Below are 15,827 nucleotides of genomic sequence, written 5' to 3' on the forward strand. Positions count from 1 at the left end.
CAGACGCGCTGTGTATTCTCTCCTTCCTGCCTTATTAGTTTTTCTACCTTCCTCTCCTTTCATGACCCGCAGGGCAGTTTGCATAACTTCCCTATTGTCGTTTAGAGCTACACTGAAAATAGTGGCCTGCGGCGCGGTCACAGTCTTTGCAGAGTCGACTGCCTGGCCGCGCTCGTAGGCTGCCTTTAAAAGCCGCCGGGGAAAAATTCAATTCCCTGATGGTAAGGGACTCTTCAATATGGAAAGTTACTCAACCTGGGGACTTTTCTATGCCCGCTGACACTCCTCCCCTGGCGACCGGACCTATTTTGCAGGTGCTGTCTGCAAACTGGTGGCTACTCCTTCTGCGCGGTATTGTCGCGGTGATTTTTGGCGTGCTGACTTTTGTCTGGCCGGGATTGTCCCTGTTGACCCTGGTGCTGCTTTTTGGGGTTTACGCTTTCCTGGATGGTATTTTTTCCCTGGTTGCAGCGGTGATGGGGCGGCATAAGTCCACTCCACTGTGGTGGTTGATTGTCTCGGGGTTGATCAGTTTAGCTGCGGGAATTGTGACTTTTATTTTCCCGCAGGTTACTGCTTTAGTGTTGGTCGTTTTTATCGGTGCCTGGGCCCTGGTGCGGGGTATCTTTGAAATTGTCGGTGCTGTTCGCCTGCGCAAGGAAATTGATAACGAGTGGCTGCTGATCGCCATTGGTGTTCTCTCGGTGATTTTCGGAATTGCGATTTTAGTCAGCCCCGGGGCTGGGGCCCTGGCGTTGCTCTGGGTAATCGGTGCCTATGCGATTATTTTGGGGCTGCCATTGATCTGGTTATCTTTCCGACTGCGCAAGCACAATAAATCCGCTTCTTCATAACCGTTTAACTCAAATACGCTCAGTAATAAAAAAGGCCGGTATTGCTTAGTAATACCGGCCTTTTCGAATTGCTATTTAAATAACAACTTCTGTTTTTTATTGCTTAGCGGCGAGATTGACTGCCTTCGGCAATGCCCCCATTAACGCTTTGCCTTTTTTCTCCAGTGCCATACACAGCTGGATTCGCTCCTCGGCTTGGGCGAGGCTGCGCTGGTATCCGGGGGCTAAATCACCTTGCTGGGCAAAGAGTTGTTGCAGTTCGCCCAGGTGCTGTTTATCGCAGAAGGCAGCGGCAAGTGATGGGGTGCGGCGGCGGATCTGGGCCGGAATCTTATCTACTACCTTGTCAAAGTTCTGTTGCAGCCACTCCCAGTGCTGTTCCTGAACCCTGGGCTGGGCCAGGGCGTAATGGATCAGGCCAAATGATTCTCTCGGCCCCATTTCGTCGCTGAGCGCTAATGCTTGAATGGTTTCCACTTGCTTGGGATTGTTGCTGGTACCGATGGCATTGGCACTGGCATTTTCAAAGCGGGGATCATCCAGCTCGGCGCGGACTTTGATCAGGTGTGCGAGGAAATCCTCCCCCGCATCCTGTACTGCCACACTCAAGGCTGCCTGGTATAGGTCAGAGCTTAACGCCTTCGCATTCCGTTCCTGTTTAAAGCCGGTAAAGGCGGTTGCCATTTCCTGTAACTGCTTGCGTGAGTCAGGATCTTCTGCAACTTGCGCCATAAAGGTTAGCAGGTCGCTGTGCAGCATCTGCTGGTCGCTATCACTGATATTGGCGCTGCGATTTAGTATCGGCAGGTACAAGTTCTGGGCAAAATTCAGGAATGCAGAGCGCTGGGATTCACCCAGGTAGTTATCCCGGTACTTCTGCAGGTAGCGCAGTGGCATGGTGATCACCTGGCGCTTGTCCGCCACTGCGGATTTGCGCACCACTTCCAGGAGTGGTGCCGCGGTGAGATTGCCGGCCTCGAAAGCTGAGAAGGCGCTGTCGATAATGGACAGCTGCTCAGTGGCAGAGAACTGGGCAAATTGTTTAATCAGTGCCTGCCACTGCGTCTTGGGAAGGTTCCAGCGGTAGTAGCCGCTGCCCTGAGCATTGGGCATTACCCAATTTGGGCAGGCACCGCCGGTAATCTCCAGGGTTTCCCTTGGCTCAGTCAGGATCTGGCACTGCTGCACGCCGCTATCGGTACTGAAGCAGAAAGGGATGCTCCATTTATCGCTGGCGTCGGCGATAGGGGAGCCGAGTGGCTTGTAACGGCTCTGCTGAACCACTAGCGAGGCCTTGCCGTCGCTATTGCAGTCCATGGCGATATCCAGTTGTGGAACCCCTTTTTGCTCGACAAAGCTGCGGAAAGTCTCGGTCAGTTCCGGGGTGTTGGTTTCCTGGCCGATCACTTTGTAGAAGGGTGGTGAGTCGGCCACGCTGTCGGAGAAGGTTTCCAGGTAGCGCCCCAGTGCCGGGCGGAAGTTTTCCGCTCCGAAATAGGTGTCCACCATGTGGATAACGCCCAGGCTCTTCGAGTAAGTGATCGAATCGTAGGCGTTGCGAATATTGTTGTTGTCCGCGATGGGCTCACGAATGGCGCGGGTGCTGGCCAGGGAGTCCAGCTGCATGGCGCCGATCGCATAAGTTGCTGCGTTGAGGTCGTGCCCCTCTTCAGGTTCCATAATGGTGAGGGCCAGCGCCTCCCCCCAGGTAGCGAAACCTTCTTTCAGCCACAGGTCGTCCCACCAGGGAGGGGTGACCTGATTGCCAAACCACATATGGGCAATTTCGTGCGCATGAACTTCTACGAGAGCCAGGCGGGTGCCGGGAGCGGGGTTGTCGCCCACCAGGATACGCTGTTCGCGATAAGTAATTGCCGCAGACAACTCAGTAGCGCCACTGGGCCACTGGGGGGCGGCAATAATGTCCAGCTTCTTGAATGGGTAGGGGCGTTGCAGCTGGGTCTCGAAGGTCTCCACCATTTTGGGGGTGATATCGAGGATGTAGTTCATATCCTCACCGCGACCTTTACGGGCGAAGCCGCGCAGGGGTATGGGGTCTTTGCGGTACTTGCTCGGCGGTATGGCTGGGCGCTCAACTTGGTCAAATGGGCCAACTGATAGGGACAGTAAATAGGTGGACATCGGTGGTGTGGTGGCGAAAGTGACTTTCTCCATGCCGTCACCTGCCGCTTCGCGCTTCAGCTCGGGCCCATTGCTAATCGCTGCGTAGCCTTCGGGTATTGTCAGGCTGACAGTAAAGGGGGCCTTCAGGCCTGGCTCGTCGAAGCCGGGTAAATACTTGCGGGCCTGGATCGATTCAGATTTTGCCAGGGCATAGGCATCGCCCTGCTCCTCGACCTTAAAAAGCCCGGCCAGGTTGCGATCAAATGCAGCACTGTAGTCGATATGCAGTTTGAAACTGCCCGCATCGATCTTCTCCGCAAACTCTACTGCGGCAACACCACTGTCCAGTACTTCCCGGTATTCGGCCGGAATCTGGCGGCCGTCATCGAGCTGTGCGTAGACTTCGCGCACATCCAGGTTTTTGCCATGCAGCCAAATATGTCGGGCACCTTCCGCCAGCTGGATATCGATATCCACCTTGCCGGTGAAGGAGTCTTTGCGCGGGTCCAGCACCAGTTCCAGCTGGTAATCCAAGGGGGTAGTGCCCTCGGGCAGGCGCCCTTCGGGAGCCTTATCAAAATCGAGGCCTTTAGCCTCGACTTCCTGGGCAGTATTGGTTTTTGCTGGTTCCGATGCTTTTTCTGCGGGGTTACAACCTGCTACTGAGAGCAGGGCCGCAGTTAGCAGGGCGAGCGGGATGTTCTTTTTCATGGTAGGGGGAGCACTCAGCCAAAAGGCTGATTGTACCGCTTTGGAGAAAAATTACGCGATGCAAATAGTTGGGCTGAGGGGAAGGTGGGAGGAAACCCGGCAGTGGATGCCGGGTTTCTGTGGGGAGACCTACAGGTGCGGTACGGTCAGGCTAGAGACCTTGCTGCTGCTGTAGGGCACTGTGATGGTGTAATTGGTATTTTCCGGCTTCTGGTAGATATAACCCTGAGTATCGATGGCCAATACTACACGGTGGCCAACCGGGACATCGTAGCTGGTGGTGAAAAAGTCCACTTCGAACTTTTGTTTTTGCCCAGACTTGTCTGAATGCAGGGTAATGGGGGCGTGAGTTATCAGACGCCCCAATCCCAGCGGACCCACATCGTAGAGGTGCACGTTGAGTTGCACTTCTTTTTTGCTGGGTTCCACCCACATTTCGAGTTTGGGTTCGCCGCGAATCTTCAAGGTTTCCCACTGAATCGGTGATTTGTACTCGATGGCGTAGTAGCCGTTGATAGCGATCATGGGCGCGTAAACGGGGATACCGAAGCCTTCCAGTGCATCGGAAACCAGCGGGATACCGGTGCCTGCAAAGGTATCTGAGCCGCCGTGGAATTCGTTACTCCAGCTCCAACCGTCGTACTTGTCGCTCTCCATTTTTGCATTGTTAAACATGGTAAAGCGTGGCTGCAGGTACCAGGTGGTGCTTTCGTCCGTTACCGGGTAGTCCTCGAATTGCTCTAGCTCATTGCTGATACGCACAGTCATATCCACCTTGGGTTCGGTGTCAATCCCATTGTCCTCGCCTTTAAGGTGGTGGTCGAACCAGCGGAAACTGGTGGACCAGATATGGCCATTGTTACCGGTAAGAGTCTCGGTAATCGCGTGGGTGCCGGGGTTTAGCATGAGTTTCTTGGGCCCTTCGAGCAGGGAGTAGAAATCGGTCATGCTATTCGGCTTAAACAGGTAGTCGGCGAAATTGTTTGAGAGCAACACCGCTGTGCCGTTTTGATTGATTTCGTCCACGTAACTCATTGCGGAGCGCTCAGCACCGAAATTAATTACCTGTTCCATATTTTCGCCGTCGCGCAGGTTGCTCCATACCTGCTCGAGTTCGGCCTCTTTCTGGAAGGCCGTAGTAACAAGCAGCGTGCCCCATACCAGGTTGACGGTTTCATTGGGGTACAAAGCTTCTACTACATCTGCCCAACCGGATAGCGCAGCTACTGCATCGACGCGAGGGTGCTTAGCAGCACTCAGTAGTGAAATTCCACCGCCGTAGGAAATTCCGGCCATACCCAGCTTGCCCACCGGGTAATTGGTTTCCAGCCAGTCGATCAGGACTCCCACATCGTTAAGGCTGTTATCCCCTGCGACGTCAACAAGTCCTCCCGAGTGCCCAAATCCCCGGGTGGAGTAGCTGAGCACCAGGTAGCCGTTTTCTGCCAGCTCTTTGGCCTGGAAGTGGTACTGGTGCTTCTCCAGCCCCCAGCTGTTGGTAAAAATAACGGTGGGGTAACCGTCTGCTGGTGCGGGCGTTTCCGGGATAAATAAGTTCGCATCCAGGACCGTACCGTCAAAAGAAGTAATATCCACGTCGGCGATATATTCCGGTGCCGACCAGGCATGAGCAGACATTAGGGCGCCGCCAAGCAGCGCCAGTAGTGGCTTGGTATTCATTAGTTTTCTCTCATCTGATGAAATCATTATTATTTTTTTGACCAGGATTCCCTCCTTGGTCGACCCCGTACTATAGGAGTTCATCCTAGTTTTGTACGTAAATAGGGCTAAATTTGAGACGTTTGTCTCGCTTCATGTCGCAATCTGCTGCAGAAAACTGTTTGTGAACAGCTATCTATTTTGTGTCTTTCCGGTCACACAAAAACAGTCGAAAAGCTGTTTTGTGATCAAATTGATCTTTTTTTGATCAGTGAAAACCGGTACTGTGTCGTCTTCGCTAATCAGCTAGGGAGGGCTTCAGCAACAATGACTCGGTGGCCCGAACTATGGTTTCTCGTTCAGTTGTTCTATTAGTACTTTGTTTCGGATTTATCGCTTCAGCCTACGCCGCGCCGCGTGGTTTGGGGGAGGTGACCTGGTATGAAGTCGACAGTGATAATTTTCGCGTGATTACCGACGGTGATCCCAACGCAGTCAAAAGTCTGGTAGCAGACCTGGAGCGCTATCGAGCAGTGGCCTTGGAGTTACTCGATGCAGATCCAAAAAGTGAGCGATTAACTATTTATGCGGCCGCAGACCGGGACACCTATGCAAACCTGGTGGGTGTTGAGCTGGCGGATATGACCAACGGTTTGTTCGATACCTCTGCGGAGGGTAACTATGCCCTGGTAAACCTGGATGGTCGCAGCGTTGAGAGGCAGCTCAAAGCACGCGAATTCCTGTTCCACGAATACACCCATTTTCTGAGCTATAACGGCAACACTACCCACTACCCCTATTGGTATAGCGAGGGGTTTGCTGAATTTATGGCAACCATGTCATTCCCGGAAAAAGGTACCTACGAAATTGGCTCCATTCCCAGCGAGCGGGCTATGACCCTGATGTATACCGGGCTTATGCCGCTGGAAGACCTGTTGCGTGCGACAGTGTACAACACCGATGCGGACGAAAAGGCGGATGTCTATGCCGGAGGTTGGATTCTGTCTCACTGGTTGATGATGAAAAGCGGCAAGCAGGATAATTTCGATAATTTCGTCAAAGCCTATAACGATGGTGCCGACCCAGTACTCGCCCTGGAAGAAGCGCTGGGGATGTCGGTGAAAGACATTGAAAAGGCCTATGTCGCCACTTATAAGGCGGATAGCTTTGAACATTTTAGTGGCGCTATCCCCGCGGACTTTAAAGAGGCCAGCCCTAGGGTTAAACGCCTCAGCAAAAGAGAGTCGGTGAGCATCCTGGCTGGATTTATCGCCCAGTCCGGTTACAACCTGCTGGCTTTGGATGAGTTGATTGAGTATGCCTACAGCACGGGTATTTACAGTACTGAGCTGGCTGCGATTAAAGCGAGTGCCGATCTGCGATTGGGTAATTTCCCCCAGGCCAGCCACCTTTTGGCCAGTGTCCCCACTAAGGACCGAGGCCAGCTCTGGTACTTGAGTGCCCATGCCTGGTTAACGGTTAATCAGCAGGCGGTGGCGCCCGGTAGTAAGCGGGATCTTCGCAGCTTGAAAATGGCGCGGGAGGAGTTCGACTTCCTGGTGAAGGAAGAACCGAAAAATGCATCTCACTGGTTTGGCCTGGCGATGGCTATGGAGATGCTGGATTACCCCCGAGAGGAATATCTGGAAAAGCTGGAGCAGGCTTACAAGCGTGCCCCCCGTGAGCTGCATATTGCCCAGTGGCTGGCAGAAGAGCTCTACCAAAAGAAAGATGCGGAGTATTTTGCCCGAGTGGCGAAGCCGCTGATGTTCGAGCTTCCAGACGAGGAGCAGAACAAAGAAATAAAAATGAGGTTGGCAGAGCTGAAGGGCAAACCCAAGTCATCATAGCAACCATAAGAGCGCTCACTGAATAAAAAAGGCTTGTCACTCTGTGTAAGAGACATCCGACATTCGCCAACGTATATTTGCCCGGCAATTGATTTTGCCGGGCTTTTTTTAGGGGATAATCTCCCAGCAAACTGGTACGATTTCTGTAACAGCGGCAATTCCATATTGTGAAGCATAGCGTGCGCGTTAAGGGTAATGCTTCTCATAGAATAAGAAAGGGTGCACTGTGAGCAGAAAACAGTTTTTCGTTATATTTCCGCTATTTGTCTTAATATTGCTGCTTGCCGCATGCGAGAGTAATAGAGATCCTGTTGTAGAAAACTCACAGGTTTTAACGGAATCTCCCCAACAACCGATACCAACGCCGCAGAATAAACAGCCCGCAAAGCCGCAGTTTGAAAATTATGTAGAGCAAGGAGATTTGCCAGCCCTGTTAGAGCGAGGTGTATTGCGCCTGTTGGCCCCAAGGGGCCCCCAGGAGAGCGCCTTACCACGAGAAGGACTACCTGCAACAGAGTGGCGAAAACTTGCGGAAAATTTTGCTCGTAGCCGCGGATTAAAGCCTCAGTGGGTTTACGTAGATAACTTTTCCGATTTAATTCCAGCGGTTATTGATGGACGTGGGGATGTAATTGCCACCAATTTTTCTCGCACCGAAGAACGCAAGTTATCACTGGGTTTTACCCGCCCATTACAATATGTTGATGAGTTGCTAATTACTCATAAAGAGTTCGAGGTGGAAGAGGCTGTGCCCTTACAAGTCGTGCTGCGGCGGGGCAGTGCATTTGCTGAAACCCTGGAGCAGCGAGCCGATACGGAAAATTACAGGATCACCTACCTCGATAAGCCGGTTGCAACCAACGAGCTTATCGCGGCTGTAGCAGCGGGTGAATACCCCGCAACAATTATTGATAGTAATTTGGCCGATGTGCTTCTAACTGATTACCCGCAACTTACAGCCACCACAGAACTCGATTCCCGCAGGCTTATCGCCTGGGCTGTACGCAAAGATGCTATCGCTTTGAGGCGTGAGTTGAATGAGTTCTTTACCGCTGAATTGGTATTGGCCAGTCAGAACCGAGAGCAGCCACTGAGAGATTGGCAGGCAATAAAGGAGAGCGGAACTTTAAGGGTACTTACTCGCAATCACCCCGCCTCCTACTTTATCTGGCGCGGTGAGTTGATGGGGTTTGATTACGATCTGCTAAGGAAGTTTGCCCGTGACCATAAATTACGCCTGAGTATGGTTGTGCCCGATAAGGACCAGGATTTGGTCGAAGCATTGAATGATGGAATGGGGGACATGATTGCTGCATCCCTAACTGTTACCGAGGCTCGCCGCCAGCAGGGATTGGCATTTTCCAAGCCTTATATGACAGTTACGGAACAGGTAGTAGCCGCAAAATCAAAGGTGCCTGATAAAGAGCTACCCCTTCCCGAGATCCTGCTTTCAGGGCAAACAGTAGTGGTTAATCCCACCACGAGCTATCACGAGAGTCTGGTCAAAATAATGGAAAAGCAGCACGGGCAAGATATGGTGCCGCTACAGATCCACCGTCTAAAAGGCGCTACCAGTGAGTTTCTTATTGATGCAGTAGCCAGGGGTATTTTTCCCTATACCGTAGTTGACTCACACTTGGCCGCCATTGAAAGCACTTACCGGGATGACTTTACTGTAGTGGGGGAGTTGCCAGGGGAGCGAGATATCGCCTGGGCCGTTCGAACTGGCCAACCGGTATTATTGGAACAACTGAATAACTTTCTGAACAAGCACAATCGGGACCTGTTCTTTAACGTTACTTACAACAAATATTTCAAGGAGCAAAAGCGTATCCTCCGACATCAAGGGCAGCGCCTGCGCAGCACTGATGAGCTATCGCCCTTTGATCCCATAGTAAAGAAATATACTGAGGCTACCGATCGGGATTGGCGTATGGTGGTTGCGCAGATGTACCAGGAGAGTCAATTTAATCCCCAAGCGCGCTCCTTTGCCGGTGCTCAGGGCTTGATGCAGGTATTACCTCGGACTGCACGACAGATGGGAGTTAACAATTTGTATGATCCTGAAAACGGTATCCGCGCAGGTGTATCTTATCTGGGGTGGCTGGATAAACGTTTCCCTGAAAATATACCCCTAGAGCAGAAGATCTATTTTACCCTGGCTGCATATAATGCGGGTCACGGCCATGTCAGGGATGCGAGGGCGTTAGCCCGACGACTGGAGTGGGACCCTAACCAGTGGTTTGGCCATGTTGAAGAGGCCATGTTGCTGCTGTCCCAGCCTGAATACTATCGCAATAGTCGTTTTGGTTACGTGCGCGGCAGGGAGCCAGTTAACTATGTGCGTGAGATACGGGATAGGTATATTGGATATTTAGGAGTTGAGCGCCATCAGATTTATACAGATATTGATGGCAGCATTGCTCCCAATTAATTAATGTATCCCATCAATGGGCCTCTGCAAGCCAGAGGCATTGTGGGTTTGCTCAAGGGCACTTTATTATTGCCCCTTAGCTCCAGTGCAGCTGTATTGCGGAAGCGAGAGTTTCTTGCGGTCCAACTTTAGAGGCTCCACCAATCAAGTAGAGGTTTTCTCCTAGGGCTACTGCTCCGTGACCGTGTCGTGCCTGGGGCAAATGACCCTGATTGTTCCAATCATCTGTGACTGGATCGTAAATCCAAATATTGTTAAATGCTGTACCAGTCTTCCATTTGCCATTGGGGCCAAATGCCTCACCGCCGGTAACTATTAATTTATTATTTAATGGGGTTACTGTGAGTCCGGCAGCAGCCTGGGGTAGGGGGCGGATCTTTTCCCATTTATCCAGGCTGGGGTCATAAACTTCGGCATAAGTTAGATTCCTAGCCTTGCTACTATTGTCGCTAACCTGGCGGCCACCAACAACATAAATTCTGTTATTTAAGTTTGCCCCACCTGCGGAGGTTCGCTTGATACTGGCTGGCGCTGCTTGCTCCCAATGATCCCCTCTTGTAAGCACATAATGAGAATTGGTATCTCTATTTTTAGACTGTTCGTCGGGGGCCCTACCGCCAATGACATGGATGTTCTCCCCAATGTTGGTGTAAATAGATTCAGCCAGTGGCCGGGGGAGAGGGCTGGTTTCTATCCAATGCTTATATTCGCTGGAAAGTTTATAAACGGTATTTCGGGCTTGCCAAGCGCTATCAGAATCGCCAAAAAATCCACCGATGCCATATAGGCTGTTGGAATTACTGGCCATGCCAAGGTGATGTCTTGACTCAGGTAAATTGGGCCCTGGCCTCCAGTTTTGTTCCCGCGGAGAAAAGATATGTGTTTGTTTAGTTGGAGAGAGACCGAAGAAAACTGCTGTATCCGATGGGATAAATCCCCCTGCTACATAGATCTCGCCAGAAAAGACTGCGGGGTAAATCTCCTGTAAAGGCATTTCCAGGCTGGGAAGACTTGATATAGATAGACTGGTAATAGCCTCTTTAGCGGTTAGATTGACTCCACCAAAAGTAAGGGAAGCTAAGCTGGAATATTTAATAAAGGATCTTCTGGATAGCGTCATAGTAACAAACACTCTCACACTGACTGATAAAGAATACCTATTGGTTATAATTTTTTACCTAAAAATAGGCTAAAAGGGTCATTTTTATAGTGACTGAAAGGGTCGCAATCGTCAAATCCATAACGGCGATAGAGAGCGATTGCGGGAGCAAAAGCTTCAGTGCGGCCTGTCTCCAGCTTTATCTCTTTATATTTACGCTGCTTTGCCTCCTCCAATATTCTTTCTATCAAGGCGCGGGCAACGCCTTTGCGCAGAAACAGAGGATGAGTTTTCATGGATTTTATTTCACCCAAATTAGGGTCGATCTCTTTTAGAGCAGCACATCCGGCCAAAACTCCATCAATTCTTGCCCCCCAAAAGGTAATCATGGGGTCATTTAACTCATCAGGATTTAGTGCGTGAACGCTTCCAGGTGGGGAATGTCGGTACATTTCCCGTAGATGAGCTTCGAGAAGATTGTTAATGGAACCGTCGGACAGATCGTCTAATTGTACTGATATATACATCTTTATTTGATTGTCTTTCTTTTTAAAATAATGGCTTAAGCAGGAACGCCCGTTAATCTTTTGGGCTTTGAAATGTCACTTTAACAATATTTTCAGAGAAGGATAAGTATAAGTTGGCTGGTGCAATAGGTATGCTTTATTAGGGGGCATTGAGAAAAAATATATAACTTTTTGCACCGTTTTATTACGCATAATACCCGGCCAAAATCCTGGCAAGGGGAACTAAGGGCTGGATATTGCCCTTAGTTCAACATTAATAGCTAGTTTAAAGAAGATTTAGAGTAATCGCTTCCCGATATTGATACAGCGTTCACCGGAGTAGCGATGATTTTTTAATGCTTTTACCAATATGGGCTTAAGTTGTGGTTTTTCTTTTAGTGACTTAGTAATCTCATTTACATTTTCTCTAGAGCACATTAGCGGTAGGGCGTAAGCATAAGCAGTAAGCAATTCCTGAGATTCATCTTCATTGACCTGAGCCAGTGAATCAAAAATTGGTTGACCGTGGATGTTAAATAGCTCTATTTGCTCTGGTGCAAAAAGGGACTCTGTAATTTTTCGAATTTCGCTTAACTTAAATTTGTCTCGATTAGATATAAGGTTATCTACCCACTTTGATTTGTTTTCGGGTTGGGGGCGAATAACTTCAGCAGATAATGCGTTGAGTTTAGATCTGTCGGAGTTATCTTTTGCTAATTCTCTTGTGATTGCCTGCTCATAATCTGAGAACAGATAACGATTCTGTAACTTGATAAGTTTCCAGCGCATATCAGGATCGAGTTCCAATCCTTTAATGGCAAACTCTCCCTTTAATAGGTCTCTAGCATGACTTAATGCTGGAGTGGAGTGGGCGATATTGGTAAAAACACCAAACCAGACTTTTTGTTGATCACTACCTTCAGCCGCCTCTAGTAGTTGACCCCAGACAAAGCTCTCAACAGTCTGAGTAAGTTCGTTACGGCGCTTTGTGCTTAGGGGGATTTGAGTCAGGAAATCGTAAGTGAACTCAATATATCTGGCATTCAAACGAATAATGTTGATGTCCTTTTCGTCGGCGCCATTATTCACTATAAAACTAATATACTCATCCAGAGGGAGCTTTGCGTCATAGGTACTATCAAATAGGCTTTGCCAGAACATTAGTCGTGCAAACGGCTCTTCAATGTCATTGATATGCTGAGCCATGTTTTTGATGGTAACTTCATCCAGATTTACCTTCACATAGGCCCAATCTTCTTCATTGGGATATAGCCCCTCTGGACAGGGTAGCCCCACGGCTTCTTTTACTTCGGTTCTGGCGCCACTATAAAGCACTGGAAGGGTTGTAACCCGTTTCATACTTCCAGCTTTCATCTGGTAAAACCCCAGCTGTGTACGCTGTTCCCTTAATATTGGGTATTCCTCTGGTGCTGTTTGCTGAATTACCAGATGATTGATTTGGTCATCATCGCACTGGAAACTGGCTTCAATTGTGTTGAGGCCGGCCTGGTAAAGCCACTGTTGCTGCCAGGAATTAAGATCTTTATCCGCAGCTTTGCCCAGGTGGTTGATAAAGTCATTGAGGGTTGAATTGTCATAAGATAAGGCCTTTAAGTAATTACTGACGCCTTTGCGAAATTCTTCTTTGCCCAAATAGTAGGGCAATTGCTTGAGTACTGAGCCGCCTTTGCCATAAGTAATTCCATCAAAATTGGCAAAGGCTTCGTCAGTATTGTTGACTGGTAGTTGAATAGCGTGGGTAGTGGGGCGTTGATCAGTGTGGTAAGCCCATTGCTTGGCGCCTAAGTAATAGTTTTCCCAAGCGGTAGTGAATTCGCTATTTTCGGCTAGAGCCAGATTGGCCATGTAAGTGGCAAAACTCTCATTGAGCCAAAGGTCATCCCACCAATTCATGGTGACCAAATTACCAAACCATTGATGGGCCAGCTCATGGGCAATAACATTGGCGAGGCGCATCCGCTGGGCCTGGGTCTTTTTTCCTCGGGATATGTAAGAATCGTTAAATGTAACAGCCCCAACATTTTCCATAGCGCCCGCGTTAAAATCAGGTACTAGTATTTGATCATATTTTTTAAATGGATAATCAATTTCAAAGTAGGGCTGAAAGAATTCAAAGGATTGTTTGGTGAAGGTAAACCAGTCTTCCGTTTTTACGTAATTTGCCAGGCTCTGTCTAGCCATTAAGCGAAGGGGGATATCTCCTGCCTTGTCTTCCCAGATGTGGTAAGGACCTGCATGTAAAGAGAATATGTAAGATGAAAATTTCTTGGTTTGAGGGAAAAACCAGTGGTTTGATTTTCTTTTCTCTTCTACTCTCTCCTCTCTTTCCGCGCTAACTACTACCCAGTCTTTTGGAGCCTTTACATCCAGGGTGTAACGCGCTTTCAAATTGGGTTGGTCAAAATGTGGGAATAGGCGATTGGCATCATAAGGTTCAAAGTCCGTATATAAATAGACCTTTTCGTCTTTGGGGTCTTTAAAGCGATGTAATCCTGAGCCATTGTTAGAGTACGGGTGTTGATAATTCACCGTAATCGTGTGGGATTTTTCCGGTAGATTTTGATAATCAATAGAAATAAAGTAGTTGTTGTATTCAAATGGAACAGATCTTCCATCGACCTGAATTGAATCAACAGCACCACCGGAAAAGTCTAGAGTCAGTGGTTGTTCAAGTTTTTGATTAAACTTTATATCTGCATGAACGGTTCCGGAAAAATTCTTATCAGGATTTTCCAGGTTGATGCTTAAACGATAATCCACTTCAGAAATTTGTTGCCGTCGGAAGCGGGCATAAGGCTCAGAGAGCCCTGATTCTGTGGCTCGCGGGGAAAATAAGGTTGGCTGTTCTGATGAGGTTGTGTCTTGATCAGGAAGTTTTTGTCCACAGGAACTTATCAAAATACCACATAGAATTGATATAGCCACTTTGCACGTTAGTAATACCTTCGAAAGGTTAGTATATTTTTTCATGGCATTATTTTTAATATAGGGTGATTGAATTTCACTTTGTATCATTAATGACAGGTAGGCGGCGATATAAATTTCGTCTTATCGAAGATGAAGATTTTTGTGGGTAAATAAGGAATGAGTGCTGATTATTGGCCGTTTGCAGTTTCTAAAATTGATTCGGCTAATGCGTTGATAATACCGTCAATTTCCTCTACTTGAGCTATAAACGGTACGCCGAGTTGTAGTGTGTCGCCCCCGTAACGAATATAAAAGCCCTTTTCCCACATCTTCATAGCTATTAAGTAGGGTCTGAGTAGCGGCTCATCTTGAGCCGCTTCGATAGTCAGGCCAGCGGCGAGCCCGCAATTGCGAATATCTTCAACTAACGGCAACCCGTTTAGTTGGTGAATATGGTCTTCCAGGATATGGGCAAGCTCTGCAGATCGATCAAACAATTTTTCCTTCTGCAAAATATCCAGTGTCGCCAATGCTGCTGCGCAGGCCAGTGGGTGCCCAGAATAGGTATAGCCGTGGGGAAGTTCCAGCTGGTAGTCAGGTCCTCCGGTTTCCATGAAGGTATCGTAGATATCCTGGCGCACAGCCACAGCGCCCATGGGAACAGCGCCATTTGTAAGCTGTTTGGCTGTATTGAGCATATCCGGGGTCACTCCAAAAAACTCTGCTCCGGTGGCTTTCCCCATGCGTCCGAAAGCGGTAATGACTTCATCAAATATCAACAATATGTCGTATTGAGTACATATTTCCCTAAGGCGATGGAGATAGCCTTTTGGTGGAGGCAATACCCCCGCAGACCCCGCTACGGGCTCGACAATAACAGCGGCAATGTTTTCAGAACCGTGCAGTTTGATAAGTTCCAGCAACTCGTCTGCCAGGAAACTTCCCTGTTCAGGTTGTCCTTTAGCAAAACGGTTCTGGGGTAAAAGGGTATGGCGAAGGTGATCGGAATCTAAAGATGAACCAAAGATTGCTCGATTAGCACTAATGCCGCCCACACTGAGGCCGCCAAAATTAACTCCGTGATAGCCTTTCACACGTCCAATAAATTTTATCTTTCCCGGAGCGCCCATTTTCTGCCAGTAGGCTCGAGCTATTTTTAGAGAGGTCTCTGTGGATTCGGAGCCGGAATTTGTGAAGAAAATTCGATTGAGACGAGCGGGCATCAATTGGCTGATACGTTCAGCTAGTTGGAATGCTCCAGGATGGCCATATTGGAAAGCTGGGGCATAATCCAAAAGTTCAGCCTGCTGTGTAATGGAATCAATTATCTCCCGGCGGTTGTGTCCGGCACCACAGGTCCACAAGCCGGATAGACCATCGAATATGGGGCGGCCGTCAGCACTACGGTAATAGCAGCCGCTGGCTGAGGTAATAATACGGGGATCTCTTTTGAATTGGCGATTCCCGGTAAAAGGCATCCAGTAAGCATCTAACTGTGATTTACTAAGTCCCGCTGATTTGTCGTTCATTTTTATTTTCCGACATTTGGCCTTATCCCATTAATTTTGGACCAACTTTTCTACTTTATAAATTGATTCTCACTAACTTTAGTTTCATAAGCGGGATTTACTAATAGAGTATTGAAGTATTGCCTATGGCAGG

General features: G+C 48.9%; 9 protein-coding genes. 3 read left to right on the top strand and 6 right to left on the bottom strand.

The features are described from left to right. Positions 1–269 precede the first annotated feature (269 nt). The gene (locus tag ACJJIW_RS07960; protein ID WP_444937059.1) at positions 270–854 is read left to right on the top strand and encodes an HdeD family acid-resistance protein; all 585 of its coding nucleotides are present in this window, start codon (positions 270–272) and stop codon (positions 852–854) included. Between the two features lie 96 nt (positions 855–950). Here ACJJIW_RS07960 and ACJJIW_RS07965 read toward each other — a convergent pair whose 3' ends face one another. Then, positions 951–3,689: a M1 family metallopeptidase gene (locus ACJJIW_RS07965; protein ID WP_444937060.1), complete on the bottom strand. Its 2,739-nt coding sequence runs from the start codon at positions 3,687–3,689 to the stop codon at positions 951–953. A 129-nt stretch (positions 3,690–3,818) separates the two neighbouring features. Beyond that, a complete protein-coding gene (locus ACJJIW_RS07970; RefSeq protein WP_282930907.1) occupies positions 3,819–5,369 on the bottom strand; it encodes a CocE/NonD family hydrolase in 1,551 nt (516 codons plus the stop codon). Positions 5,370–5,695: 326 nt separating this feature from the next. On the opposite strand from ACJJIW_RS07970, the gene ACJJIW_RS07975 reads away from it, so the two are divergent. Together ACJJIW_RS07975 and ACJJIW_RS07980 are read left to right on the top strand one after the other, a co-directional pair. Next, a complete protein-coding gene (locus ACJJIW_RS07975; RefSeq protein WP_282930908.1) occupies positions 5,696–7,198 on the top strand; it encodes a hypothetical protein in 1,503 nt (500 codons plus the stop codon). 226 nt (positions 7,199–7,424) lie between these two features. Beyond that, on the top strand, positions 7,425–9,632 hold the full coding sequence (locus ACJJIW_RS07980; protein WP_444937061.1) for a transporter substrate-binding domain-containing protein: 2,208 nt from the start codon (positions 7,425–7,427) through the stop codon (positions 9,630–9,632). A gap of 76 nt (positions 9,633–9,708) precedes the next feature. Here ACJJIW_RS07980 and ACJJIW_RS07985 read toward each other — a convergent pair whose 3' ends face one another. The 4 genes from ACJJIW_RS07985 to aptA all read right to left on the bottom strand — a co-directional run bounded on the left by ACJJIW_RS07985 (position 9,709) and on the right by aptA (position 15,694). Continuing rightward, positions 9,709–10,752, bottom strand: a complete 1,044-nt coding sequence (locus tag ACJJIW_RS07985; protein ID WP_282930910.1) for a Kelch repeat-containing protein — start codon at positions 10,750–10,752, stop codon at positions 9,709–9,711. A gap of 44 nt (positions 10,753–10,796) precedes the next feature. Beyond that, positions 10,797–11,258 (bottom strand): GNAT family N-acetyltransferase, encoded by a 462-nt coding sequence (locus ACJJIW_RS07990; RefSeq protein WP_282930911.1) that lies wholly within the window; start codon positions 11,256–11,258, stop codon positions 10,797–10,799. A gap of 276 nt (positions 11,259–11,534) precedes the next feature. Then, positions 11,535–14,156, bottom strand: a complete 2,622-nt coding sequence (pepN, locus tag ACJJIW_RS07995; RefSeq protein WP_444937062.1) for an aminopeptidase N — start codon at positions 14,154–14,156, stop codon at positions 11,535–11,537. A gap of 197 nt (positions 14,157–14,353) precedes the next feature. Beyond that, the gene (gene aptA, locus ACJJIW_RS08000; RefSeq protein WP_444892245.1) at positions 14,354–15,694 is read right to left on the bottom strand and encodes an omega-aminotransferase AptA; all 1,341 of its coding nucleotides are present in this window, start codon (positions 15,692–15,694) and stop codon (positions 14,354–14,356) included. Positions 15,695–15,827: the final 133 nt, after the last annotated feature.

Source organism: Microbulbifer maximicatervae (SeqCode), from assembly GCF_052467815.1.

Coding starts and splice junctions, on each gene's coding strand:
- ACJJIW_RS07960 (WP_444937059.1), top strand. CDS start 270: ATGCCCGCTGACACTCCTCCCCTGGCGACCGGACCTATTTTGCAGGTG.
- ACJJIW_RS07965 (WP_444937060.1), bottom strand. CDS start 3,689: ATGAAAAAGAACATCCCGCTCGCCCTGCTAACTGCGGCCCTGCTCTCA.
- ACJJIW_RS07970 (WP_282930907.1), bottom strand. CDS start 5,369: ATGAATACCAAGCCACTACTGGCGCTGCTTGGCGGCGCCCTAATGTCT.
- ACJJIW_RS07975 (WP_282930908.1), top strand. CDS start 5,696: ATGGTTTCTCGTTCAGTTGTTCTATTAGTACTTTGTTTCGGATTTATC.
- ACJJIW_RS07985 (WP_282930910.1), bottom strand. CDS start 10,752: ATGACGCTATCCAGAAGATCCTTTATTAAATATTCCAGCTTAGCTTCC.
- ACJJIW_RS07990 (WP_282930911.1), bottom strand. CDS start 11,258: ATGTATATATCAGTACAATTAGACGATCTGTCCGACGGTTCCATTAAC.
- aptA (WP_444892245.1), bottom strand. CDS start 15,694: ATGAACGACAAATCAGCGGGACTTAGTAAATCACAGTTAGATGCTTAC.